Annotated in this window: 22 protein-coding genes and 4 tRNA genes; 11 read left to right on the forward strand and 15 right to left on the reverse strand. The window is 68.3% G+C overall.

Going from position 1 to position 24,569, the window contains the following annotated elements; genetic code table 11:
- Window positions 1-29: 29 nt before the first annotated feature.
- Window positions 30-1,358: a salicylate synthase gene (locus AB0I43_RS26705; RefSeq protein ID WP_357432764.1), complete on the reverse strand. Its 1,329-nt coding sequence runs from the start codon at window positions 1,356-1,358 to the stop codon at window positions 30-32.
- 242 nt (window positions 1,359-1,600) lie between these two features.
- Here AB0I43_RS26705 and AB0I43_RS26710 point away from each other — a divergent pair, with 242 nt between their 5' ends.
- The 3 genes from AB0I43_RS26710 (at window position 1,601) to AB0I43_RS26720 (ending at window position 6,028) form a co-directional block, all read left to right on the forward strand.
- The gene (locus tag AB0I43_RS26710; protein WP_357432765.1) at window positions 1,601-4,042 is read left to right on the forward strand and encodes a glycerol-3-phosphate 1-O-acyltransferase; all 2,442 of its coding nucleotides are present in this window, start codon (window positions 1,601-1,603) and stop codon (window positions 4,040-4,042) included.
- Window positions 4,039-5,484, forward strand: a complete 1,446-nt coding sequence (locus AB0I43_RS26715) for an HAD-IB family hydrolase (protein ID WP_357432766.1) — start codon at window positions 4,039-4,041, stop codon at window positions 5,482-5,484. The genes AB0I43_RS26710 and AB0I43_RS26715 overlap by 4 nt, the downstream gene beginning before the upstream one ends.
- A 103-nt stretch (window positions 5,485-5,587) precedes the next feature.
- A complete protein-coding gene (locus tag AB0I43_RS26720; RefSeq protein WP_357432767.1) occupies window positions 5,588-6,028 on the forward strand; it encodes a DUF6069 family protein in 441 nt (146 codons plus the stop codon).
- A gap of 54 nt (window positions 6,029-6,082) precedes the next feature.
- On the opposite strand, the gene AB0I43_RS26725 is transcribed toward AB0I43_RS26720, so the two are convergent.
- The 7 genes from AB0I43_RS26725 to AB0I43_RS26755 all read right to left on the reverse strand — a co-directional run bounded on the left by AB0I43_RS26725 (window position 6,083) and on the right by AB0I43_RS26755 (window position 8,736).
- Window positions 6,083-6,802 carry a polyprenol monophosphomannose synthase gene (locus tag AB0I43_RS26725; RefSeq protein ID WP_357432768.1) on the reverse strand — a complete coding sequence of 240 codons (720 nt, stop codon included), beginning with the start codon at window positions 6,800-6,802 and terminating at the stop codon, window positions 6,083-6,085.
- Window positions 6,803-6,913: 111 nt separating this feature from the next.
- Window positions 6,914-7,090, reverse strand: coding sequence for a hypothetical protein (locus AB0I43_RS26730; protein WP_356975040.1), 177 nt, complete (start codon window positions 7,088-7,090; stop codon window positions 6,914-6,916).
- A gap of 69 nt (window positions 7,091-7,159) precedes the next feature.
- Window positions 7,160-7,510, reverse strand: coding sequence for a hypothetical protein (locus AB0I43_RS26735; RefSeq protein ID WP_357432769.1), 351 nt, complete (start codon window positions 7,508-7,510; stop codon window positions 7,160-7,162).
- A gap of 128 nt (window positions 7,511-7,638) precedes the next feature.
- Window positions 7,639-7,712, reverse strand: a tRNA-Phe gene (locus tag AB0I43_RS26740).
- A gap of 65 nt (window positions 7,713-7,777) precedes the next feature.
- A tRNA-Asp gene (locus AB0I43_RS26745) sits at window positions 7,778-7,851 on the reverse strand.
- A 29-nt stretch (window positions 7,852-7,880) separates the two neighbouring features.
- Window positions 7,881-7,953 (reverse strand) — tRNA-Glu (locus tag AB0I43_RS26750).
- A 117-nt stretch (window positions 7,954-8,070) separates the two neighbouring features.
- Window positions 8,071-8,736, reverse strand: a complete 666-nt coding sequence (locus AB0I43_RS26755; protein WP_356975036.1) for a TetR family transcriptional regulator — start codon at window positions 8,734-8,736, stop codon at window positions 8,071-8,073.
- 825 nt (window positions 8,737-9,561) lie between these two features.
- On the opposite strand from AB0I43_RS26755, the gene AB0I43_RS26760 reads away from it, so the two are divergent.
- Window positions 9,562-9,634, forward strand: a tRNA-Lys gene (locus AB0I43_RS26760).
- Window positions 9,635-10,007: 373 nt separating this feature from the next.
- A complete protein-coding gene (locus AB0I43_RS26765) occupies window positions 10,008-10,970 on the forward strand; it encodes an acyl-ACP desaturase (protein WP_356975034.1) in 963 nt (320 codons plus the stop codon).
- Between the two features lie 114 nt (window positions 10,971-11,084).
- Here the strand turns inward: AB0I43_RS26765 and AB0I43_RS26770 are convergent, their stop codons facing one another.
- Window positions 11,085-11,735 (reverse strand): hypothetical protein, encoded by a 651-nt coding sequence (locus AB0I43_RS26770; protein WP_357432770.1) that lies wholly within the window; start codon window positions 11,733-11,735, stop codon window positions 11,085-11,087.
- A gap of 172 nt (window positions 11,736-11,907) precedes the next feature.
- Here AB0I43_RS26770 and dusB point away from each other — a divergent pair, with 172 nt between their 5' ends.
- From dusB to phoU, 3 genes are all read left to right on the forward strand, one after another.
- The gene (gene dusB / locus AB0I43_RS26775; protein ID WP_356975031.1) at window positions 11,908-13,056 is read left to right on the forward strand and encodes a tRNA dihydrouridine synthase DusB; all 1,149 of its coding nucleotides are present in this window, start codon (window positions 11,908-11,910) and stop codon (window positions 13,054-13,056) included.
- A gap of 291 nt (window positions 13,057-13,347) precedes the next feature.
- Window positions 13,348-15,621 (forward strand): LCP family protein, encoded by a 2,274-nt coding sequence (locus tag AB0I43_RS26780; protein WP_356975029.1) that lies wholly within the window; start codon window positions 13,348-13,350, stop codon window positions 15,619-15,621.
- A 60-nt stretch (window positions 15,622-15,681) separates the two neighbouring features.
- Window positions 15,682-16,350 carry a phosphate signaling complex protein PhoU gene (gene phoU / locus AB0I43_RS26785; RefSeq protein WP_356975027.1) on the forward strand — a complete coding sequence of 223 codons (669 nt, stop codon included), beginning with the start codon at window positions 15,682-15,684 and terminating at the stop codon, window positions 16,348-16,350.
- 72 nt (window positions 16,351-16,422) lie between these two features.
- Here the strand turns inward: phoU and pstB are convergent, their stop codons facing one another.
- From pstB to AB0I43_RS26815, 6 genes are all read right to left on the reverse strand, one after another.
- Window positions 16,423-17,199 (reverse strand): phosphate ABC transporter ATP-binding protein PstB, encoded by a 777-nt coding sequence (gene pstB / locus AB0I43_RS26790; protein ID WP_357432771.1) that lies wholly within the window; start codon window positions 17,197-17,199, stop codon window positions 16,423-16,425.
- A gap of 17 nt (window positions 17,200-17,216) precedes the next feature.
- Window positions 17,217-18,122, reverse strand: coding sequence for a phosphate ABC transporter permease PstA (gene pstA, locus AB0I43_RS26795; RefSeq protein ID WP_356975023.1), 906 nt, complete (start codon window positions 18,120-18,122; stop codon window positions 17,217-17,219).
- The gene (pstC, locus tag AB0I43_RS26800; RefSeq protein ID WP_356975021.1) at window positions 18,122-19,204 is read right to left on the reverse strand and encodes a phosphate ABC transporter permease subunit PstC; all 1,083 of its coding nucleotides are present in this window, start codon (window positions 19,202-19,204) and stop codon (window positions 18,122-18,124) included. The genes pstA and pstC overlap by 1 nt, the downstream gene beginning before the upstream one ends.
- Before the next feature lie 15 nt (window positions 19,205-19,219).
- The gene (pstS, locus tag AB0I43_RS26805) at window positions 19,220-20,335 is read right to left on the reverse strand and encodes a phosphate ABC transporter substrate-binding protein PstS (protein ID WP_356975020.1); all 1,116 of its coding nucleotides are present in this window, start codon (window positions 20,333-20,335) and stop codon (window positions 19,220-19,222) included.
- A 182-nt stretch (window positions 20,336-20,517) separates the two neighbouring features.
- Complete coding sequence (gene mshD, locus AB0I43_RS26810; RefSeq protein ID WP_357432772.1) at window positions 20,518-21,426, reverse strand: mycothiol synthase; 909 nt, start codon at window positions 21,424-21,426, stop codon at window positions 20,518-20,520.
- Between the two features lie 82 nt (window positions 21,427-21,508).
- Window positions 21,509-22,261, reverse strand: coding sequence for a response regulator transcription factor (locus tag AB0I43_RS26815; RefSeq protein ID WP_356975016.1), 753 nt, complete (start codon window positions 22,259-22,261; stop codon window positions 21,509-21,511).
- Window positions 22,262-22,453: 192 nt separating this feature from the next.
- On the opposite strand from AB0I43_RS26815, the gene AB0I43_RS26820 reads away from it, so the two are divergent.
- From AB0I43_RS26820 to AB0I43_RS26830, 3 genes are all read left to right on the forward strand, one after another.
- The gene (locus AB0I43_RS26820; RefSeq protein WP_357432773.1) at window positions 22,454-23,269 is read left to right on the forward strand and encodes an LmeA family phospholipid-binding protein; all 816 of its coding nucleotides are present in this window, start codon (window positions 22,454-22,456) and stop codon (window positions 23,267-23,269) included.
- Window positions 23,266-23,703 (forward strand): thioredoxin family protein, encoded by a 438-nt coding sequence (locus AB0I43_RS26825; RefSeq protein ID WP_357432774.1) that lies wholly within the window; start codon window positions 23,266-23,268, stop codon window positions 23,701-23,703. Before AB0I43_RS26820 ends, AB0I43_RS26825 begins: the two co-directional genes overlap by 4 nt.
- Before the next feature lie 337 nt (window positions 23,704-24,040).
- The gene (locus AB0I43_RS26830; protein WP_357432775.1) at window positions 24,041-24,565 is read left to right on the forward strand and encodes a DUF4395 domain-containing protein; all 525 of its coding nucleotides are present in this window, start codon (window positions 24,041-24,043) and stop codon (window positions 24,563-24,565) included.
- The last annotated feature ends 4 nt before the right edge of the window (window positions 24,566-24,569 follow it).

Consider the following 24,569-nt stretch of genomic DNA (forward strand, 5'->3'; position numbering starts at 1 on the left):
CCTCTTCCGATGCCGCCCGGCTCCGGCGCTCAGGCCTGCACGAGGTAAGGCGCTACGCTGCCGAGCTTTTCGCAGGTCTCCTCGAATTCTCGCTCCGGGCGCGACTGCCCGACCACGCCCGCGCCCGCACGCAGCCAGGCGCCCTCGGCGTTCTGGTACACCGCGCGCAGCACCAGCGTCGCCTCCAGCGCGCCGGTGGGCGAAACCGTCACCACCGCACCGGAATACAGCCCGCGCGGCGCGCCGTCCAGCCGGAAGACCGAGTCGACGCCCGCCTGCTTGGGGATACCGGCGGCGGTCACCGAGGGGAACAGCACCTCCAGCGCGTCCCAGCTGGACCGCCCCGGAGCCAGCCGGCCGCGCACCGTGGAGGCCAGGTGCTGCACGCTGCCGCGCTCGCGCACCGCCATGAAATCCGAGACCGCGGTGCTGCCCGGCTCGGCCACCGCGGCCACTTCGGCGAAGGAGGTCTGCACCGAGATCGCGTGCTCCACAATCTCTTTCGGATCACTGAGCAGATCCGCGCGCGCCGCCAGATCGATCGACTCGCCGAAGCCGAAGGCGCGGGTACCGGCCAGCGGCTCGGTCGTCACCATTCGGTCCTCGTCCACCGCCGCGACGAGTTCCGGGGAGAATCCGGCCGCCTCCAGGCCGCCCAGGCGCAGCAGAAACGACCGCGCCGGCGTGTTGTTCGCGCGGCCGAGCCGGTAGGTGGCGGGCACGTCCACCGCGAACGGCAGTTCGACCTTCCGGGACAGGATCACCTTCTGGTAACGGCCGGAACGGATTTCGGCGACCGCGGCCGCGACCCGGTCTTGATAACCGGTCGGATCCGGACGGATGTCGGCCGGGTGCGGCTGCGGCATCGGCGTCGCGGCCGCCGCCGCCACCAGCGCGCGGATCTCGACGGCCTCGGCCTCCGTGGCGCCGGTGATCCGCACGCCCGAATCGTTCAGCACGATCTCGATCCGCGGAATCATCAGGTGCGCCAGCGGTGTCCGCTCGCCGACGTGTGCGGTGGCGGCCAGGGCCCAGGCACAGAACTCGAAGCCGATCCAGCCGTAGGCTTTCCGGTCGCCGAGCGGCAGCATCCCGAGTGCCCGATCGAGGACGGCGGCGGGTCGCCCGCTCCATCCGCTGACGGTGGACTGCCCCGCCCAGGCCACCCGGAGTTCGTGCGCGTCGAGTTCGACGGCGCCGATCGGGTCGGCCGCGAACACCCACTCCCCCGGGCGCTCGTACATGACGTATTCGCCGAATCGGTCAGCAGCCGCCAGCTGTGCCATCACCGCCGCCGGTTCCGGCCCGCCCCTGGTGGTCACATCTTCGACGCGCAGGCGTTCGTGCGTGGTCGCCAACGATCCTCCAAGGTAATGCTGACCTAACTCAAGGAGGTAAGGTTAGCATTACCTGGCTCGCCGTGACTGGTTAGCGAGAGCCATCCGTTTCACATTTCAGCAAACTCTCCGCGCGACTCCGGCGGCCCCGCGCCCCACCGTCTTCGGCAACCCCGCGCAACTCGGGAACCCGAGATACCTGCGCGATTCGGCCCGTGCCGCTTGAATAGGAGGACTGCGGTGTGAGTTGCGGAGGGACAGTAATGATCGATCACGGCCGAGGTGCGCCCGCACCGGCTCAGCGCACGACGCCACCCGGCTCGGTGGTGGCCTTGATCGAGGCGTCCTCACCCGTGGAACGCCGGATCGTCGGCGAGTGGCTGACCGCCGGTGGGCTCACCCAGGACTTCGGCACGAATGTGCCCGTGACACAACTGGATCTGGACGCGGGCGCGATCGCCACCCGCCTGGTCGGCCGGCACGACGATCCGCTGGTGGTGCCGGTCCGGGTGCTGTGGCTGCCGCCGGAACGCGACGGCGTGCGGCGCATCACCTTCACCGACCTGGCCACCATGACCAATCCGCGCAAGCCGAACCGGCTGGCGCAGCGCCGGCTCGCGCGCAAGGAGCCGGACCGGCACGTCGTGCTGGCCGGCCAGCCCGCGCTACTCAGCGAACTCCGGGCGAACAATCCCGAGGCGACCGCGATGCTCTCGGCCGGGTCCGGTGAGCCGCTCGCCCGCGCCATCGTGCGCGCCGGCGTCGTCGCGCTGGAACGCGCCGAGCGCACCATCATCGGCGACCGGTACAAGGTGCCGCGACTGGTCGCCGAGGAGATCCTGGACTCCCCCGAATTCCTGCGCCGGCTGGAACTGATCGCCGACCAGATCGATACACCGACCCACGAGGTGTACCGCCGCGCCGAGAAGGCGCTGAACGAACTCGTCGCCGCGCAGTCCCGCCTGGTCTCGGACCTGTTCACCCAGGCCATGCGCCCGGTGCACGCCTCCACCTGGAAAGTCGACACCGACGAATCCGGCCTGACCGCCCTCAAGACGCTCAACCGCCGCTACCCCCTGGTCTTCCTGCCCTCGCACCGCTCCTACGTCGACGCCTTCGTCCTCGGTGACGTCCTGGCCCGCAACGACTTTCCGCCCAACCACGTGATCGGCGGCGCCAACCTGAGCTTCTGGCCGATGGGCCCGATCGCGCGCCGCACCGGCACCGTCTTCATCCGGCGCAGTTTCGGCGACGACGAGGTCTACAAGGCGGTGGTCGAGGAGTACTTCGCCTACCTGCTGACCAAACGCTTCAACCTGGAGTGGTACTTCGAAGGCGGCCGCACCCGCACCGGCAAGCTGCGCCCGCCGCGCTACGGGCTGCTGAACTACCTGGCCGCCGCGGTGCGCCGGAACCGCGTCGACGACGTGCTGCTGGTCCCGGTGTCGATCACCTACGAGCGGCTCAACGAACTCGGCGCGATCGCCCACGAACAGGTCGGCGGCAAGAAGAAGCCGGAGGGTCTGGCCTGGCTGGCCCGCTACGTCCGCAGCCAGCAGCATTCGGCCGGCCACGTGTACGTGCGCTTTGGCGAGCCGCTCTCGGCCCGGGACCGCCTGGCCGTCCACGGCGATCCGCTCAGCGAGCCGCCCACCGCCATCCCGCTGCACCGCACCGACGCCGAAGGCGTGGACCGCGTCCCCGAGCCCGACGACGCGGCCGCGGAACTGGAGCGCAAAGCCGTCCAGCGCCTGGCCTTCGAGATCGCGGTCGGCATCAACGCCGTCACCCCGATCACCGTCAACGCGCTGGCCACCCTGGCCCTGCTCGGCGTGCACGACCGCGCGCTCACCCTCGGCGAGGTGCGGGCCGTGCTGGATCCGGTGCTGCGCTACATCGACAAGCGCGGGCTGCCCAGCGGCGAGCTCGCCGCGCTGCGCGACGAGCAGAGCCTGGCCGTTGTGCTGGAACAGCTCTCGCTGGCCAGCGTGGTCACCATCTACCGGGGCGGGCTGGAGCCGGTGTTCTCCATCGAGCCGGGCGCGCACCTGGAAGCCGCGTTCTACCGCAACAGCGGCGTGCACTGGTTCGTCAACCGGGCCATCCTGGAGCTGTCCATCCTCGCCGCGATCGACTCCGACGATCCCGACCAGTTGCGCGCCGGCTGGGCCGAGGCGTTCGAACTGCGCGACCTGCTCAAGTTCGAGTTCTTCTTCCCCGACCGCACCGACTTCGCGGCGCAGATGACCGACGAGATGCTGCTGGTGGATCCGCAGTGGCGCAGCCACACCCGCGCGGACACCTTCGGCGCGGACATCCTGGACCGGCTCACCGAGTCCGGATTCATGATGGCGCACCGCGTGCTGCGCTCGTTCTTCGAGGCCCAGCTGGTGGTGGCCGAGCGGCTCGCGGCGCGCGATCCGGCGCAGGAGGTGGACCGGAAACTGTTCATCGACGAATGCGTGAAGGTCGGCCGGCAGATGCTGCTGCAGCAGCGGCTGCACAGCCCGGAGTCGGTCTCCACCGAATTGTTCACCAGCGCGCTCAAACTGGCCGACAACCACGGTCTGCTGGCCCCGCGCGCGAGCGACGACGCCGGATTGTCCGCGGGCCGGGACGCTTTCGCCCAGCGGCTGCGCACCATCGTCGCCCGCATCTCGCGCGCCGCGACCCTGGATCCGTCCAACCGGGAGCCCGCCGCATGAACCTGGAGGAATCGCTGGCCCGCATCCGGACCGGGCCGCAGGGCCCGCGGATCGCGGCCGTGTTCGACTTCGGGGCCGTGGTCGACGGCTTCGCGCGACTACCCCTGTACCGGCGGCTGTTCCGGCACGGTCCCGATGCCGCGGCCACGCTGCTCGGCGGCATCCACAACGGCCTGACCGACGGCGAATACAGCCGGTTCCTGCAGCAGGCCTCGCTCGCGCTGGCCGGGCAGCGCGCCGCGGACCTGGACCAGCTCGGCGCGAAATTGTTCAAGAGCACCGTCTACGGGCACCTGTATCCCGAGGCGTGGCAGCTCATCCGGACGCACACCGCCGCGGGCCACACCGTGGTGCTGGTCAGCTCGCTGACCCGCTTCCAGGTGGCGCCCGCCGCCGCGGAACTCGGCATCCCGCACGTGCTCTGCACGCCCATGTCGGCCGTGGACGGCGTCCTCACCGGGCACGCCGAGGGTAAGACGCTGTGGCGCAACGGCAAAGCCGACGCCGTGCGCGCCTTCGCCGCCGAGCACCGCCTCGACCTGGCCCAGAGTTACGCCTACACCGACAATGTCGCCGACCTGCCGCTGTTATCCCTGGCCGGGCACCCGACCGCGGTGAATCCGGAACGCAAGCTCACCGTCGCCGCCGCCGAACGCGGGTGGCCGGCGCTGACCTTCCGGCCCCGGCAGTCGCCGCGCCCGGCCGACTATGCCCGCACCCTCGCGGCCTTCGTCGCGCTGCTGGGCGGTGCGTTCGCTGGCGTGCTCAGCAAGTCCTACACCCGGCAGCGGCGCAAGATGGCCGACGCCCTCATGGATTACGGCACGGGCGCGACCCTCAAGGTGCTCGGCGTGCGGCTGCGCGTCACCTCGGGCGGCGAGTACGCGCACGAGCCCCGGCCCGCGGTGTTCCTGTTCAACCACCAGAGCCAGTTCGACGTGATCATCGTGCCCAAGGTGCTCGACGGCGGCGTGACCGGTCTCGGGAAGAAGGAGCTGACCAAGAACCCGATCTTCGGGCCGCTGATGCGGTTCGTCGGCGTCACCTTCATCGACCGCAGCAACGCCACCGAGACCAGGGCCGCGCTGGAGCCGGTGGTGCGCACGCTGCGCGAGGGGCTGTCCATCGCCATCGCGCCGGAGGGGACCCGTTCCTACACACCGGAGGTCGGCCCGTTCAAGAAGGGCGCGTTCCACATCGCGCGCCAAGCCGGGGTGCCGGTGATTCCGGTGGTGATCCGCAACGCCGGCGAAATCTCCTGGCGCAACTCGATGATCGCGCGCCGGGGCACGGTCGACGTGGCGCTGCTGCCGCCCATCGATGTCGGCGCGTGGCACCCGGCCGAGCTCGACGCCGAGGTCGCCGCGGTACGCCGGCTCTACCTCGACACCCTGCTGAACTGGCCGGACGCCGACGCGAAACGGAACGAGACCACCCGTTGAGTGATCTGGAACACGCTGCGGCAGAAGGGGGTTGACCCCAACATTCGTTGAGGTTTCAGGATGGTCTCACACGAAAAACACAGCTTCGTCCCAGGAGATCATCATGAGCATCGCGTCCGCCACCACCGCCCGCACCCTGCCCGTCCCCGCCCTCAACCGGCCCGCCGCCGTGCTCGGCGGCACCGGCGCGGCCCTGCTGGCCAACATCGTCGTCTGGCTGCTCGGCGTAGCCGCCGGCGGCACCTTCGAAATGACCAACCAGGGACAGGTGCAGAGCGTCGCGCCCGGCGGCATCATCACCCTGACCGTCGTGCCCCTGCTCGTCGGCCTCACCGCCGCCGCGCTGATCTCCTACAAGTGGGTCGGTGTCCTGCGGGTCGCCGCGGTCGTCGGATCCCTGCTCGCGGTCGGCACCATCGCCATGACCGTCGCCGCCGACTTCGACACCGCCTCCACGATCGCGCTGTCGGTCACCCACCTGACGCTGGTGCCCGCCATCGTCGTCGCCACCGAAGGTCTGCGCCGCAAGCTGATCGAGGCGTGAGCACGCGAAAAGCCCCGCATCCGAACAGGATGCGGGGCCTTCGGGCGCCCGGGCTCAGACCGAGCGGCCGAACAGCAGCTTCCAAGGCATCAACGCCGACTCCAGCTGCACCTTCAAACTCATCTTCGAAGCGCCCAGCGTGCGCTCCTCGAACCGGATCGGCACCTCCGCGATGCTGATGCCCTGCTTCACCGTCCGGTAGTTCATCTCCACCTGGAACGAGTAGCCGTTGCTCTTGATCGAGCCGACATCGATGGCACGCAGCGTGTCGGCCTTCCACGCCTTGAACCCGGCGGTCGCGTCCTTGACGCCGAGCCGCAGCAGCAGGTTCACGTAGAAGTTCGCCCACGCCGACAGCGCCTTGCGGTACCACTTCCACTCCGTGGCCGTGGAGCCGCCGGCGACGTAGCGCGACCCGAGCACCACGCCCGCGTCGGTCGTCGTCAGCTTCTCCAGCATCGCCGGGATCACCTCGGCCGGATGCGACAGATCGGCGTCCATCTGGATGATAACGTCCGCGCCCTCGTCCAGCGCGCGGGTGATGCCCGCGATGTAGGCGCGGCCGAGACCGTCCTTCTCGGTGCGATGCAACACGCCCACCACGTTCGGCAGCTCGGCGGCCAGCTTGTCGGCCACCTCGCCCGTCCCGTCCGGGGAATTATCGTCAACGACGAGCACATGCAGGTCGGACACCGGAAGCGCCGTCAGCCGCTCCACCGCCACCGGCAGATTCTCCCGCTCGTTGTAGGTCGGCACAACAACGGTAACCCTCAAGGGTCGCCCTCCCTGCTCACCAGCATTCGTCGGATTTCTCGAGAAACTTACCGAGAAACCGTACTTGATCGATCTGACCGTGCCCTGAGCAGTTCCACCTACCCGCTCCGGTCAGTTCCCCCAGGAATCCTTGGCGTCCTCCCGCTCGTTGCGCTCCTTCGCGATATCCAGCGCTCGCTCCGCGGTGGCCTGATCCGGATACGGCCCCATCCGATCCGCGAACCAGCACTTCTTCCCCTGCTCAGCCCTATGGTGCTTCAAGCAGTAGTACCACTGATCATCAGCCATACCCCCAGCATCCCACCACGAGCGGCCAGAGGCTCGCAGATCGCGCGGTGATCTTCGGTGATGCTCCCGCTACTCACTCACGGCTTTGTCCGCCTTGGCCCACAGCCGTCGGTACCAGGCCCGCGTTTTGGGGAACAGCAACGCGGGCAGGGTTGCCGCCGCAAACGCGAGGAACAGCGCGGCGCCCAGGTAGACGAGCAGTTCGGCGAGGAACTGCGGCCCCGCCGCTACCAGGAAAGAGACCGCTACGAACGCGAGCAATGCGAAAAGCGGCCATTGCCCCTGCTCCCAGGCTTCGAGTGCTTGCAGCCCGGAACCGCCTCCGACAATGAGAAAGAACAGCAGGATCGGGATGTCCCATGCGCTGTTCGACCCGCTGAGCCACCACCGGACAACTGGATGAACCTCGGAGACGGTCATGCGGGAATCCCCCTATCAGCGAACACGATTCGACAGTACCGGGGGTCGCACGGAAGCGGCTCCCGCTTCCCCTGCCAACCGGAGACACGAAAAATCCCCCTGATCCAATGGATCAAGGGGATTTTGAGTGGCCAGGGCCGGGATCGAACCGGCGACCTTCCGCTTTTCAGGCGGACGCTCGTACCAACTGAGCTACCTGGCCGCAGGCACCCGGAGCGAATGCCATGCTAATGGGAAACGCCGGATTACTCCGGCGTTCCACATTTGCGACCCTGACGGGACTCGAACCCGCGACCTCCGCCGTGACAGGGCGGCGCGCTAACCAACTGCGCCACAGGGCCTTGCTGTGCTTCCAACAGTCCGAAGACCGTACCCCCTACGGGATTCGAACCCGCGCTACCGCCTTGAAAGGGCGGCGTCCTAGGCCGCTAGACGAAGGGGGCTCGTCCCGGAGCTCTGGATGCCTCCAGTTCTCCGGACCGGCTTTCAACGGTGTGTTGCGTTCCGTTGGGAGCTCGCATAGCTTATGACAGCCCGCGCGAGACTTCCAAATCGGCTGGTCAGAGGCCCAAACCGAGCTCTTCCAGGCGTGCGGAAGCCCGCCACCCGTCGGCGCGGAACTTTTCGGCCCACTCCGGCGCTGCCATCGACTCGACGATAACCTCCAGCGCCTCGGCGTACCGGGAGCGCAGGTCCACGCCGCCACCGAGGGTGTCGACCAGGTAGCGCTGGCCGGCCAGGGCGGCGGTGAGGGTGCGGGTGAACCGGTCCGGGTCGGCATCGGGACGCAACTGCCCCTGCTCGATGGCGCGCACCGCGAGGGTGCGCGTGGCTCGGGCGAGGATGCGACCGCCACCGGACTGCACGTCGCGGTAGAAGTCGGGTTCGATGATGAGCCGGTTCTCGGCCTGCACGATGATGTCGTGCTCGAGGCGCAATGCCATCTCGTCGATCATCCCGTGCAGGGTGTCGAGGGGGCCGAGATCCGTTCGCGTGAGCCATCGTTCGGCGGAGGCGCGGTAGCGCTCCACCGCCGTCTCCAGGACCGCGCGCGCCAGATCTTCCTTGGAATCGAAATGGAAGTACATGGCGCCCTTGGTCGCGCGGGAACCTTCCAGTATGCGGTTGAGCGATGCAGCGGCATAGCCGCTCTTCCCGAACTCAACGGCGGCAGACCTGATTATCGCCGCACGTGTCCGGCGGGCCCGCTCTTGCTGCCGTGCCATGCTCGAAACGCCTCCGAAGCCTTATCGCCGCCAATCGAACCCCCCGAAAAGGAACGGACCCCTTGGCGCGAAGTTATGGGATTTTTCAATACTTCAAATCGGTTTTCGCCCCCGATTTCAAACTTTCGGTACGAAAACTTGGTGAATACCTGAAACACACCAGCTGGTATAGTTTTCCTGCCCGGGTGCGCTGCAGGGGGTGCGCACCCGGGTTCGCCTTCTCTTCGGATCAGCCTCCTGCGGCGTCGACTCCTGGGAAATCGCGGTCGGCCGTACCGGTCGCGACACGTTGGGGCACAACATCGATAAGCCGAATTCCGGACCGGCGGCCGTGCCGACGTTTCGTCCGGAATTCATCAATGCGTCACCGTACCCGGAATCGTCACCCGACACGCGGCAAACCGAAGAGTCAGATAGCCAGGATGCCGAACTACGCGTTACGGCAAATGATCCGCAACCATCCGGGCCGGTCCGGGCGATTTTCGAATTCATCAGCGCCGCAGCGGCGTTCACCCGGACCGGCCGGCGCGCCCGGCCACGGACCGGCGCACGCTCGCGGGCGCCGCGCGCCCCGGCCCGCGACCCCCGGACTCCTTCTTCACACCCCCAGCGGCTTCAAAGCCTTTGGTGCACAACATAATTGGATGATATCCCGCTTTCGGTCAGATGAACAAAGCCGGGGGCCGAACGGCTACCGCCAAGATCGCTGCGGCCGCCCGCGGCGTTACCCGAACCCCCGTCGTGACCGGCCGGATCACCCCCAACCGAACCCGACCACTCCCCCGGTTATGGGTTCGGCCCGTGGCCTATTACACTGCCCCTCGCGCCCCTATAGCTCAGTTGGTAGAGCTACGGACTTTTAATCCGCAGGTCGTAGGTTCGAGCCCTACTGGGGGCACTCCCACAGGCGTCCGGTCTCCGCACCGGACGCCTGACCTGTTTCCGGGCCCCGGCGGACGACGCCGGCCTCCGCGTGCCGCGCCGCCGCGCCCGCCGCGCCGCTTCGGTTCGCTAACAAACTCGATCCCGCACCGATAGACCACCCAACGCCCGCGGGCTCGGTCTTGTGCTCCACACCAATTCACGCGGGGCGCATACACTCGGGCCCGCGTGGTACCCCGACGATGTCGTATGAGGTGTATCACCGGCCCCGATTTGTCAGGTGTATGCGTTTCGCATCACACCTACGGTGCCGTAAGGTATGGCCGCATCGGCATGGTCTACTCGGGGAAGACCTGCAAGCGTGGACGCACTCACCGAAGGGCTATTACATGGCAAGGGATCTGACTCAACTCGAGCTGCTCACGGAGTTGGAGCCGGTTGCCGAAGAAAACGTCAACCGGCACCTCTCCCTGGCAAAGGAATGGCATCCGCACGACTACGTCCCGTGGGATGAAGGCCGCAACTTCGCGGCACTCGGCGGGGAGGATTGGGACCCGGAGCAGTCCCAGCTGAACGAGGTCGCCAAGGCGGCCATGATCACCAACCTGCTCACCGAGGACAACCTTCCGTCCTACCACCGCGAGATCGCGGAGAACTTCTCGATGGACGGCGCCTGGGGCACCTGGGTCGGTCGCTGGACCGCCGAGGAGAACCGGCACGGCATCGTGATGCGCGATTACCTCGTGGTCACCCGCGGCGTCGATCCGGTCGCGCTCGAACAGGCGCGAATGATCCACATGACCAACGGCTTCGCCTCCCCGACCGAGGCCGACGCCGGGTTCCTGCACTCGGTCGCCTACGTGACCTTCCAGGAGCTGGCCACCCGCGTCAGCCACCGCAACACCGGCCGGGCCTGCGAAGACCCGATCGCCGACCGCATGCTGCAGCGCATCGCCGCCGACGAGAACCTGCACATGATCTTCTACCGCAACATGTGCGGCGCCGCGCTCGACCTGAGCCCCGATCAGGCGCTCGAGGCGATCACGCTGATCCTGGAGAACTTCCAGATGCCCGGCGCCGGTATGCCCAACTTCCGCCGCAACGGCGTACTGATGGCCAAGCACGGCATCTACGACCTGCGCCAGCACCTCGAGGAAGTGGTGCAGCCGGTGCTGAAGAAGTGGAACATCTTCGAGCGCACCGACTTCACCGCACGCGGCGAGGAGACTCGCGAGCGGCTGGGCCTGTTCCTGGAGAAGCTGGCCGGCGACGTCACCAAGTTCGAGGAGCAGCGCGACCGCATGCTGGCCCGCGAGGCCAAGAAGCGTGAGCTCGCCGGCGCGAGTAGCTGAGAAAGCCCGCCCAGCAACACCATCGAAAACGAACGAGCCGCCCCCGGTAATCCGGAGGCGGCTCGTTCGTTATTGCTTTGCGGACGGTGCGAGGTTATTGCTTCAACCTCGCGCTCACTTCAACGGCAACGCGCCGTCCACCCCGCCCACATCGGTGATCTTCCAATCCGACTTCTCGTCCACGGTGACGTTGTAGGTGACCGTGGTTTGCGCGCCTTCGGGACTCTGCGCATTAGTAGAGGAGACGTTGACGAATACATTCACCTTGTAGACGCCATTGTCGTCGGAGATCACCTTGGCGGTGATCGGGGTGGCGGTCGAGGTCCACTTCAACGGCACCAGGATCTGCTCCAGTTTCGGCGCGGTCGCGTCGAATTTGTTGGACAGCTGCGGCGTCGTATTGGCTTTGAGCTTGGCGATCCAGGCATTGATGTCCTGGTAGTTGACCGTGGCCGCGCCGACCGCGTAATCGGTGGCGACCTGCTCGGCGTGCCGGTTGTCGGCGGCGCGGGCGTTCTGGTCGTCCAGATCGCCCTTGGCCGACTGCCACAGGAAACCGAACACCACGGCCAGCACCAGGCAGAGCGCGGCCAGGGCGCCCAGCAGGATCGAGGACACCGGCAGCGACACCGTCGCCCCGGCGGGGCGGGCCGGGCTCACGTATTGCGCGGCCTCGGGGACGGGCGCGGCGCTCGCGGGCGGCGCCTCGGCCGCCTCCTGCTTGCCCAGGTCGATCTTCTGTTCGCCGTCTTCGTTCGCTGCCATTCGGGTCCTCTCCGATGGGTGGTTGCCGAGTCCGCGACCCGCCTCTGATTACTCGCGGCATTGCAATGCCCCAGGTACAGGCTACTGAGGTCACCTGAGCGCACACGGTGACCCCATGGCCGACACCGATGGCATTCGAGCTGGCAGAACTCCGTTTGAGACACTGGAGGGCGTGACTACGACTGCCGAGGCGAAGACCGAGCTGGCGATCGGGCCGTATCCGGTCGATCCGCCGGTGGTGCTCGCGCCGATGGCGGGCATCACCAATCTGGCCTTCCGCAAGCTGTGCCGCGAGTTCGGCAGCTCCAGCACCATCTACGTCTGCGAGATGATCACCGCGCGGGCGGTGGTGGAGCGCAACGAGAAGACGCTGCACATGATGTCCTTCGACGCGGACGAGCACCCGCGCTCGATGCAGCTCTACGGCGTCGACCCGGCGACGCTCGCGGAGGCGGTGCGGATCATCGTCGGCGAGGGCTGGGCCGACCACATCGACACCAACTTCGGCTGCCCGGTGCCCAAGGTCACGCGCCTCGGCGGCGGTTCGGCCCTGCCCTACAAGCGAAAGCTGTTCCGCGACATCGTCCGTTCGATGGTGCGCGCGGCCGAGCCGGCCGGCGTGCCGGTGACGGTGAAGTTCCGCATCGGCATCGACGACGAGCACCTGACCTACCTGGACGCGGGCCGCATCGCCGAGGAGGAGGGCGCCAAGGCGGTCGCGCTGCACGCGCGCACCGCCGCGCAGCGGTACTCCGGCGAGGCGGACTGGTCGGCCATCGCCCGGCTCAAGGAAGCCGTCACCACCATCCCGGTGCTCGGCAACGGCGACATCTTCTCCGCCGACGACGCGGTGCGGATGATGGCCGAAACGGGTTGCGACGGCGTCGTGGTCGGCCGCGGCTGCCTGGGGCGGCCGTGGCTGTTCGCGGAGTTGCAGGCGGCGCTGCGCGGTCAGCCGCTGCCGGCCGCGCCGAACCTGGGCCGGGTCGGCGAGATCCTCTACCGGCACGGCGCACTGCTGTCCGAGCATCTGGGCGAGGAGAAGGCCATGCGCGATCTGCGCAAGCACATGGCCTGGTATCTGATGGGCTTCCCGGTGGGCGCGGATCTGCGCCGCAGTTTCGCCTCGATCTCGGGGTTGAGCGAACTGCGGGATCTGATCGGTCAGCTCGACCCGGCCGCCCCCTTTCCCAGAGACGCCGAAGGCCCCCGTGGGCGCCAGGGTTCACCCGGCAAGGTCGCCCTGCCGCACGGCTGGCTCGACGATCCGGAGGACCCGACCGTTCCCGCCGGTGCGGACGTCATGCACAGTGGTGGCTGAGATCACACGCGCGAACCGGCCGGGCGGTCCGGCCGACCGGAAGCGCCCTGAGCAGGGATAGTTCGACCAGCAAACTCGAGCCTGCGGCAACGCCTCAGCATCGGCGGAATTGCTCAGTGGATCGCTAATATTCAGCAAACGAACACCGGCGTACCAGGCGGCCGTACCGCGGCGCCTTCGATTTCGTCCTGGGCTGGCTCGCCGTGGCGGAATCGTTATCATTGGCGGAATCGGTCATGCCGAGTCGACCTCGACCCGGAAGACGGCGAAGACGAAAAGTGAGGTTCGTTGGTGGGTGACGATCGGCACGGGCAAGCGCCACGGCCCGGAGATCGCGCCCCGTGGGAGCGCTATCCCACGGCGGATTACCCGGAACGCGACAGCTCCCAGACCTCCCGTCGTGCCCGGCACACCGACGCCACCGCCGATTCCGGCTCCGCGCCCCTGACGGTCCAGGATCTGGTCCAGAAGGTCGACAAGGAGCGCGGCGGCCGCCGGCGCCGCGCCGACGGCGGCCCCCGGGCCGCCCGCCGCGCCGAGACCGCGCCCGCGCATCCGGTCGAACGAAGCTCCCGTGCACCGGAATCCGCGCCGCGCCCGAACGCGGCCGCGCCACGCCCGGCCGAATCCGCCAATCGCGCTCCCGATTCCGCACCACGCCCGAGCGAGCGCACCCCCCGCCCAGCTTCTTCCGCGCAACGTCCCGAGCCCGCCCCGAAGGCCGCGCCCCCGGCGCCCGCCCGGGCCCCCGGCAACCCGCCCGCGAGCGATCCGTCCCGCCCGGCCACCGGACGCCAGCGCGCCACCGCCCGGCCCTCGGCGGTAGTCGACGACATCGCGGGCACCCCGGCCACCGGCCTGCCCAGCGCCACGGCCAAGCGCCGCGGCGCGAAGCGCCGGCCGGAGAAGCCGGAAGAAGTCACCGACGTGATGGCACCGGTCGCCGAAGCCGAACCCGCGGAACCGAAACGGCCGGGCAAGGCCTGGCCGACCGCGGGCAAGAAGGCCGCCCCCGCGACCGTCGGCAGCCCCGCGCTGTCCCGGCTGGCCGCCGGCAGGCAGCGCCGCACCCGCCGGTTGCAGACCTCCGGCCGCGTCGGCGCGGCCGTGCTGGCCGTGGTGATCATGCTGATCACCGGCGGCGGCTGGAGCTACCTGCGCTCCACCGGCAACAGCTTCAACCAGGTCGCCACCGGCCTCGACGAGAACAAGCACGACGTCGTCGACATCGACCAGCAGCTGGGTGACGAGAACTACCTCATCGTCGGCACCGACACCCGCGCCGGTCTCAACGGCAAGATGGGCGCGGGCACGCTGGACGACGCCGAGGGCGCCCGCGCCGACACCGTGATGCTGGTGCACATTCCGAAGAACCGGAAACGTGTTGTGGCGGTGTCGTTCCCCCGCGACCTCGACGTCACCCGCCCGCAGTGCAACGGCTGGGACAACGACAAGGGCGATTACACCAAGGAGACGTTCCCCTCGGCCATCGGCGACAAGCTCAACGCGGTCTACGCGCTGGCCGGTCCCAAGTGCCTGGTGAACGTGATCCGCAAGATGACCGGCCTGAACATCGGCCACTTCATCGGCATCGACTTCGCCGGCTTCCAGGCCATGGTCGACACCATCGGCGGCGTCGAGGTGTGTGCGACCAAGCCGATCCAGGACGGCGTCCTCGGCACCGTGCTGGAGAAGTCGGGCAAGCAGGTCGTCAACGGCGAGACCGCGCTGAACTACGTGCGCGCCCGCCATGTCTACGGCGAGGAACGCAGCGACTACGACCGGATCAGCCGGCAGCAGCGCTTCATGGCCTCGCTGCTGCGCGGTGCGCTGTCGAGCCGGGTGCTGTTCAACCCGGAGAAGTTCAACGGGTTCGTCAACGCCTTCAAGGAACACACCTTCGTCGACGGCGTCCAGCCCAACGATCTGCTCACCCTGGGCCGGTCGCTGCAGAAGATGGAGGCCGGCGCGGTCACCTTCCTGACCATCCCGACCGCCGGCACCACCTCCTACGGCAACGAGATCCCGCGCGAGACCGACATCAAGGCGATCTTCAGCGCGATCCGCGACGACCGCCCGCTGCCCGGCGAGAAGACGGCCGAGCCGGCCACCTCCAGCAGCGCGGCGCCGCCGCCCGCACCGCCCGCCTACACCGCGGTCGATCCGGACACCGTCTCGCTGCTGGTCTCCAACGGCTCCGACATCCAGGGCCGCGCCCTGCAGGTGGCCAACAAGCTGGGCAATCAGGGCTTCAACATCTACAACACCACCAACTACTCCGGCGGGGTCTCCCAGACCACCAAGGTCCGCTTCGCACCGGGCCACGAGGCCGAGGCGGCGACGGTGGCCACCGCGATCCCCGGCGCCAGCCTGGAATCCGATTCCGAGCTCGGCAGCGTGATCGAGGTGGTGCTCGGCAAGGACTTCACCGGCACCATCCGCACGGCGGTCCCGGTCGGTGATCCGATCACCAATGTGCCGACCACCACATCCCCGAACGCGACCACGGTGGCGCTCCCCTCCGACCTCGAGCACGTCAACGCGGCCGACGAGACCTGCAAGTAATACCTGTCATTTACCCACTGTTGGTGACTGTGTCAGCCGATGGAACTAATGTTCAGTTCCATGCGTGTCATCTACAACGAGCAAATGGCCGATCTTGCCCACCTGCTGGGTGAGATGGCCGGACTGGCCGGTTCGGCCATGGAGCGGGCCACCCAGTCGCTGCTCCAGGCCGATCTCTCCCTGGCCGAGCAGGTGATCAGCGAGGGCGACCGGATCGCCGACATGATCACCGACGCCGAGGAGCGCGCCTTCGCGCTGCTCGCGCTGCAAGCCCCCGTGGCGGGCGACCTGCGCCAGGTGGTGAGCGCCATCCAGATCGTCAACGACGTGAACCGGATGGGCGCGCTGGCGCTGCACGTGGCCAAGACCACCCGCCGCCGCCACCCCAACCCCGCCCTGCCCGAATCCGTGCACGGCTACTTCGCCGAGATGGGCCGCATCGCGGTGAACATGGGCGCCGGCGCCAAGGAGGTCCTGGAGACCCGGGATCCCGAGCGGGCAGCCCAGCTCAACCAGGACGACGAAGCGATGGACGATCTGCACAAGCACCTGTTCACGCTGCTGATGGACCGGGACTGGAAAGACGGCGTCGCCGCCGCCGTGGACGTCACCCTGCTGGGCCGCTACTACGAGCGCTTCGCCGATCACGCGGTGGAGATCGGCCGCCGCGTCGTCTTCCTCGTCACCGGTGTGCTGCCGCCCGACACCGACCCGGAACCCGCGCTCTGACCCTCCCTCTCCGATGACACGAGAAAGGCCCGCGCATCGCGCGGGCCTTTCTGGTTGCCGTGGGTGCTCGGGTTATCCGAAGCGGCCGGAGATGTAATCCTCGGTGGCCTTCTTGCCGGGGTTGGAGAAGATCTTCTCGGTGTCGTCGATCTCGACCAGCTTGCCGGGCTTGCCCTGGGCCTCCAGGTTGAAAAAGCCGGTCTGGTCGCTCACGCGCGCGGCCTGCTGCATGTTGTGCGTGACGATGACGATCGTGAATTCCTTCTTCAGCTCGGTGATCAGGTCCTCGATCGCCAGGGTGGAGATCGGGTCCAGCGCCGAACAGGGCTCGTCCATCAGCAGCACGTCGGGCGAGACCGCGATGGCGCGGGCGATGCACAGACGCTGCTGCTGACCGCCGGAGAGGCCGCCGCCCGGCTTGTCCAGCCGGTCCTTGACCTCGTTCCACAGGTTCGCCCCGCGCAGCGAGCGCTCGGCGACCTCGTCGAGCTCCTTCTTGTTGCGCACGCCCTGCAGCTTCAACCCGGCCACCACGTTGTCGCGAATCGACATGGTGGGGAACGGGTTCGGGCGCTGGAACACCATGCCGATGGTGCGGCGCACGCCGACCGGGTCGACGGCCGCGCCGTAGATGTCCTCGCCGTCGAGCAGCACAGCGCCCTCGACGCGGGCATTCGGGGTCACCTCGTGCATGCGATTCAGCGAACGCAGCACGGTGGACTTGCCACAGCCCGAGGGGCCGATGAACGCGGTCACGCTGCGCGGCAGCACGGTCAGCGAGACATCGGCCACGGCGTGGAACTTGCCGTAGAAGATGTTGAGATCTTTGACGTCGATCCGCTTGGCCATCAGAGTTTTCCGTTCGCTTATCGGTTGCGCGTGAGCAGCTTGTTGACGACCGCAGCCGCCGCGTACAGCAGCGCGATGAGCAGGATCAGCGTCAGAGCGGCGCCCCAGACGCGTTCCCGGCCGGCCGCCTCGGGGTTGGCCAGCTCCTGGTAGATCAGCAGCGGCAGCGAGGCCATGTTGCCGTCGAAGAGGTTTGTGTTGATCGACTTGGCGTAGCCGACGAGCACCAGCACCGGCGCCGTCTCACCCATGACGCGGGCCAGCGAGAGCAGGATGCCGGAGATCATGCCGGGCAGCGCCGTCGGCACCACCACCTTGACGATGGTCTTCCACTTCGGGATGCCCAGCGCGTAGGACGCCTCACGCAGCTCGTCCGGTACCAGCTTGAGCATTTCCTCGGTGCTGCGCACCACCACGGGCAGCATCAGCAGCACCATGGCCAGCGACACCGCGAAGGCGCTCTGCGGGAAGCCGAGGGTGGCGATCCACAGCGCGAAGATGAACAGCGCGGCCACGATGGACGGCACGCCCGCCAGGATGTCGACCATGAAGGTGGTGACCTTGGCCAGCCGGCCCCGGCCGTATTCGACCAGGTAGATCGCCGCCATCACACCGAGCGGCACCGCGATCACCGCGGCCACCGCCGACTGCACGATGGTGCCGTAGATGGCGTGGTAGACACCGCCGCCGACCTGATCCGGCAGGATGCCCTTCTGCGAGTTGGTGAACCAGGTGGAGCTGGTGATCGCGGTGATGCCCTTGCTGATCACCATCCACAGCACCCACACCAGGGGCACCAGCGCGATGGCGAAGCAGGCGGCGAAGGCGCCGGTGGCGATGTTGTTCTTGATCCGGCGGCCGGTGCTCACATTGCGGAACGTCGGCGCCTTGATCGGCTTCTCGAGCGTGGTCGTCGTCGCCATCACTGGTTGACCTTTCCGCCGGCCGCGAGTCGCGCCAGCGCGTTGACCACGAAGGTCAGAGCGAACAACACGAAGCCCGCGGCGATGTAGGCGCCGGTGGGCAGCGGGGCGCTGAATTCCGAAGCGGCCGAGGCGATCTTGGAGGCGAAGGTGTAGCCGCCGTCGAACAGCGACCAGTGCCCGGCCTGCGCCGCGGTGCGCAGCACGACGAGGACCGCGATGGTCTCACCGAGCGCGCGGCCCAGGCCCAGCATGGAGCCCGCGATGACGCCGGAGCGGCCGTAGGGCAGCACCGTCATCCGGACGACTTCCCACTTGGTGGCGCCGAGCGCCTGCGCGGCCTCGATGTGCGCGCGCGGCGTCAGATTGAAGACCTCACGCGAGACCGAGGTGATGATCGGCAGGATCATCACCGCGAGCACCACGCCCGCGACGAAGATCGTGCCGCCGCCGCTGATCGAGACGTTGCCGTCGGCGAAGAGCGGGAACCAGCCCAGGTTGTCGTTGAGGAAGGTCTGCACCGGGTCCAGCTGGGGCGCGAGCACCAGGAAGCCCCACAGACCGAAGACGATGGAGGGCACCGCCGCCAGCAGGTCGACCAGCATGGCGGCCGGGCGGGCCACCGCCTTCGGCGCGTAGTGGGTCAGGAACAGCGCGATGCCCACGCCGATGGGCACCGCGATCACCAGTGCGAACACCGCGCTCAGCACCGTGACCATGAACAGGTCCTTGATGCCGAAGCGCAGATTGTTCGCGTCGGTGGTGCTGAACTCGGTGCTGGTGAAGAAGTTGACCTCGTCCGCCCTGAGCGAGGGGATCGCGCGAATCAGTAGGAACAGCGCGATCAGCGCGATCGCGGCCACGATGACCGCACCGGCGGCCGTGGCCAGCGACCGGAAGATCGTCTCGGCCCGCTGACTGTGTGGACGGCGCACCGCGACCGGCGACTCCTGGTTCGGAGCCTCCTTCGTGAGGTTCACGTCGTCTTTCGGTTCGCTCGGCATATGCGCAGTATCTCCGGCCGCGGCCGGGCCCGTCGAATTCGACGAGCCCGGTGCGGTCACCTCAGGGTGCACGGTCACGACTTTCGGATCAGATCAGGAAATCGCGTTGATCGCGGTGGTCAGGCGGGTCTTGAACTGCTCGGGGATCGGGATGTACCCGTTCTCCTCCAGGCCCTTCTGGCCGTTGCTGGTGGCCGAGGTCAGGAACGCCTTGACCGCCTTGGCGGTGTCGGCATCGCTGTACTTCGAGCACACGATCTCGTAGGTCGGCATCATGATCGGGTAGGTGCCGGCCGCGGTGGGCTTGTAGAACGAGGTGGTGTCCAGGATCAGGTCGTTGCCGGTGCCGCTGATCTTCACACCGTCGATGGCCTTGCCCGCGGTCTCCACGCTCAGCTTCACCGGGTCCTTGGAAGCCGAGGTGACGATCTGCGCGACGGACAGGTTCTGCGCCTTGGCGAAGGACCACTCGTTGTAGGTGATCGAGCCCTTGGTGGCCTTGATGGCGGCCGAGGTGCCCTCGTTGCCCTTGGCGCCTTCACCGACACCGCCGTTGAAGATCTTGCCGGCGCCCTTGCCCCAGGCGCCGTTCGAGGCGGCGTCCAGGTAGAGCTGGAAGTTGTCGGTGGTGCCCGACTCGTCGGAGCGGGAGATCACGTTGATCTTGTCCGCGGGCAGCTTGGCGTTCGGGTTCAGCGCCTTGATCTCCGGGGCGTCCCAGGTGGCGACGGTGCCGTTGAAGATCTTGGCGGCGGTCGGGCCGTCCAGCACGAGGTCGGTGACGCCGTCGACGTTGTAGGTGATGGCGACGGGGCCGAACACGACCGGCAGGTTCCAGGCCGGGGAGGCGCAGCGCTGCTCGGCCTTGGCCGGCTCTTCCTTCTTCGCGCTCAGCGGGGAGTCGGAACCACCGAAGTCGGTCTGGTTGCCGATGAACTCGTTGACGCCCGCACCGGAACCACTGGAGGTGTAGTTCAGGGTGTAACCGTCGCAGTTGGCCTCGTAGGCCGCCACGAAACGCTCCATGGCGTTCTTCTGCGAGGAGGCGCCGCTGGCCTTGAGGGCCTTCTTGCCGCCGCACTGCACGTTGGTGTTGGCGGCGCCGGTGCCGTTGCCGTTGCCGGCGTTGTCGTCGCTGCCACAGGCGGCGAGCGGCATGGCAACGGCGGCCAGCACACCGACGAGGGCGCTGCTGCGCTTGAGCTTCACTATTCCTCCGGGGAATCGCTTCTCGCCCGGTCCCTCACCGGCCCGGGCGATTCCTGAAGGCGGCCGTTGCCACCCACAGCTAACGTAAGGTCGCCCGGTTGACAGTCAGTCCGTGCTGGGTGAACGGAAAGTGAACAGGCTGGCGCGATTGCGCTCGGAGCGGTGTGACGTTTGCCGCAGTGTTACTCCGCGGCATAGGCGACATCGATGTGCGCGGCCTGGAAACCCAGCTTCGTGTACGTGTTGACCGCCGCGGCGTTGTCCGCCTCGGTGTAGAGCAGCACCTCGTCGAGCCCGCGATCCCGCAGGTAGTGCAGGCCCGCGAGGGTGAGCAGGCGGCCCAGGCCGCGGCCCTGGGCGCCGGGATCGATGCCGACGACGTAGACCTCGCCGACCACCGGATCCTCGTCGAGATGCACCTTCGTCCAGTGGTAGCCGAGAATGCGCTCCGGGTCGGCGGGATCGGCCGCGAGGAACAGGCCCTTCGGGTCGAACCAGGCCGCCGCGCGGCGGGCCTCGACGTCGCCCTCGGTCCAGGCGCCCTGCTCCGGATGCCACGCGAACGCGGCGCGGTTCACTCGCAGCAACTCCGCATCGTCGGCGGGACCGCCGTAGGTACGCAACACGATGTCGTCCGGCACTACGAGTTCGGGTAGCTCCGGTGTAGCCAGTGGGCGGCGCATCTGCCAGAGCTCGCGCGCGGTGCGCAGGCCGAGCCGCGCGGCGACCGCCTTCGCGGCGGGCCGGTCGCCGTGCGCCCACACCCGGGTGCCGGGGCCGCCCTCGGCCAGTGCCGCCGAGACCAGGTCGCCGCCGAGGCCCCCGCCGCGGGCGGCCGGATCGACCACGACCTCGGCCATCGCCGGGTGCTCGTCGTGCGCGGGAACGAGATTCGCGTACCCCGCGACGGCGTCGTCCCGCACCGCCACCAGATGCCGGGCGGGTGACTCGCCGGTCAGCGACAGCACGGCCTGCTCGGAGATCGGCGCGACGCCGTCGTCGGTTTCCGTCGCCCGGGCCACGACGCCCTGCACCCGGGACGCGATGTCCCCGGGCACCCGGTCGGTCCAGTTCGCTGTCGCACTGCTCACGGCGGTGCCCCTTTCGCGTTCGCGCGGCACCGGCGTGCGCGCCTGCTGTCCTACAGCGCCGCGGCGGCCGCGGGCATTCCGGTTACTGGAAGGAGCTCGGCACCGGCGGGCGCGGCGCTTCTTCCGCGTCGTCGTCCTGGAACGCCGGCTCGCCCTTGCCGGACGTGCGCGACGGGCGCACCGCCTTGTAGCCGACGTTGCGCACGGTGCCGATCAGCGACTCGTACTCGCTGCCGAGCTTGGCGCGCAGGCGCCGGACGTGCACGTCGACGGTGCGGGTGCCGCCGAAGAAGTCGTAACCCCAGACCTCCTGCAGCAGCTGCGCGCGGGTGAAGACCCGGCCCGCGTGCTGCGCGAGGTACTTGAGCAGTTCGAATTCCTTGTAGGTCAGATCGAGCGGGCGACCGCGCAGCCGCGCGGTGTAGGTGCCCTCGTCGATGACCAGCTCGCCCAGGGTGATCTTGCCGGTGTTCTCCGGACTCGCCACACCGCCGTTGCGGCCCACCAGCAACCGCAGCCGGGCGTCCAGCTCGGCCGGACCCGTGCCGGGCAGCAGGATGTCGTCCAGGCCCCAGTCGGCGTTGACCGCCACCAGCCCGCCCTCGGTGAGCACCGCGACCACGGGCACCGAGGAACCGGTGCTTCCCAGCAGACGGCACAGACCGCGCGCGGCGGCCAGATCCGTGCGCGCGTCGACGAGCGCCACATCGGCGGTGCCCGCCTCCAGTAAAGACGCCACCTCGGTCGGTGCCGGCCGCACATTGTGCGCCAGCAGCGCCAAAGAAGGCAGCACCGACTCGGGGTTGGGGTCGGAGGTCAGCAGGAGCAGCTCCACAAGCCCTCCTCCCATCTCATAGCCATAGCTGAGCGAGTCATCAGCAACACTGCTGGTGGCCACGTCGCTGATCGCAGGTAATCGGATGCAAGATTAGCGCGTGAACCCCTCAGAGCACGCGCACCGGGTGACCGTTATGCCAGGAACGACACAGTTCGGCCCGCGAATCCGGGGCCGGATAGGGTTTCGGTCATGCGCAAGCTGATCATCGGGTTGCTGGTACTGGCCGGGCTGGCCGTGGTGGTGGACTTCACCGCCGCCGCGTACTCGGAGTACCGCGTTTCCCGAGCACTGCGCGCCGGCGCGGATCTCACCGCCGACCCCGAGGTGACCATCCACGGCTTCCCGTTCCTGGGTCAGGCCATGGACGGCGTCTACTCGAACGTGGACATCCGGGCGCGCTACATGCGGCCCGACATTCCGGGCGAGATTTCGGTCGAGGCCAACTTGCGCGGCGCGCGGCTGCCGTTCAGCGAACTGGCCGACGGCAACGTGCGGCAGGTGCCGGTGGAGCGCGTGACCGCCAAGATGCGCGTCGAACCGGTCGAGCTCGGCCGGCTGTTCAAAATCCCTGACCTGCAGGTACATACGCGACCGGCGGACAAGTCCGACGGCACCGGCGGCTCCGGCGGCTCCGGGATGACCACGGCGGGCGCGCTGGTGCTGACCGGCACGCTGCCCTCGAGCTTCAACCTCACCGATGTGTACGGCAAACCGCTGGGAGGCCAGAACGTGAAGGTGAAAGCGGACCTGGTGCTCGACGGCGACCAGGTGAAGATCGTCGCCACCGGTTTCTATATCGAGAAGAGCTCGGACCCGAATCCGTCCGCGCGCATCCCGGACGTCGATCAGGCGATGGTGCTGGAACGGTTCACCCACACCATCGACACCAAGGAGTTGCCGTTCGGGATGGAGCCGAAGCGGGTGTACGCGCTGGGCGGCCAGATCGTGGTCGAGGGCGAGGCCGAGAACACCGTCATCGATCTGGACCGGTTGCAGCGGCCATGATCGAAATCACAATTCTGCTCGTCGTGTTCCTGGCCGCGGTGGCGGTCGGGCTGGCCTGGCGCCTGCGCCAGGGCAAGGTCCGCGACACCGCGGCACCGGCCGAGTCGGCGCCTGATCGCGCCGCGCTGCTCGCCGCGGTCGGCTTCACCGGCACGGGTCCGCTGGTGCTGCACTTCTCGGCCGACTGGTGCGGGCCGTGCGCCGCGGTGCGCCGGGTGGTGGCCACGGTGACCGGCGAACTGGCCGGCACCCCCGGCCCGCCGCAGGACATCGAGGTCGACATCGACGCCGAGGCGGCGCTGGCCCGCGAGTTGAACGTGCTGTCGCTGCCGACCACATTCCTGTTCGACGCCGCCGGCACCGAGCGCTTCCGCATCTCCGGTGTGCCCAAGGCAGCGGACCTGCGCACCGCCCTGGCGCCGCTGACCGCCTGAAAAATATTGCGGCACTGCGGGTTCCCGCCGGAAATTCGAGCGTCCGGGCCCGGATATCCCCGTACTCGGACGAGTGTGACGAACCCCGGGTCCAATTCTCCGGCGGAACCGGGTAAACTCGCTCCCGTGCAAACCAACCACGAGCTGATGCTCACCCGACGCCGCACAGTTGATCTGTGTCGCCTCGGTGGTTGTTGCTGCCTGTGTGTCTGATCGGTCGGCCCGTCCCACTTTCCTGACGCCGACCTGTTGTCCCCGCCGCGCGAGTGATCTCTGATCCCCCGGCTATACGGCAACGTTCCCGCTATCAGCCATATTCAGCGCAGGAGTACCCCCTATGTCCCCTGACAGCAAACAAGCCCCACCACCCGGCAGCGTCGATGTGCGCGGCCCCCGTTTCGCCGCCTGGATCACCAGCGCGGTGCTCGCGCTGGTGCTCGTCCTGTCCGCGTTCGCACCCGCCGCCGCGGCGGTGCTCGTCGGCCTGCAGGCCGTGGTGTTCGCGCTCGGCGCGGCGCTCGGCCCGCGCCGCTCCCCCTACGGCCGGATCTACGCGGCGGTCCTCGCGCCCCGCAACGGTCCGGTAATCGAAACCGAACCCGTGGCCCCGCTGCGGTTCGCGCAATTGCTCGGCCTGGTCTTCAGTGCCGTCAGCCTGCTGGGTTTCCTGGCGGGCGCCACCGTGGTCGGCGGGGTCTTCGCCGGCTTCGCCCTGTTCGCGGCGTTCTTGAACGCGGCGTTCGGAATCTGCCTGGGCTGCCAGATCTACCCCCTGGTGGCCCGGCTCCGCCGGCCCGCCGGCTCTACCCACCCCGGCGGCTCCGCCACCGACCATCCCCAAGTGTCCCCGGCACCGAACTGACCCT

The organism is Nocardia sp. NPDC050435, assembly GCF_040655395.1.
Lineage (GTDB): Bacteria > Actinomycetota > Actinomycetes > Mycobacteriales > Mycobacteriaceae > Nocardia.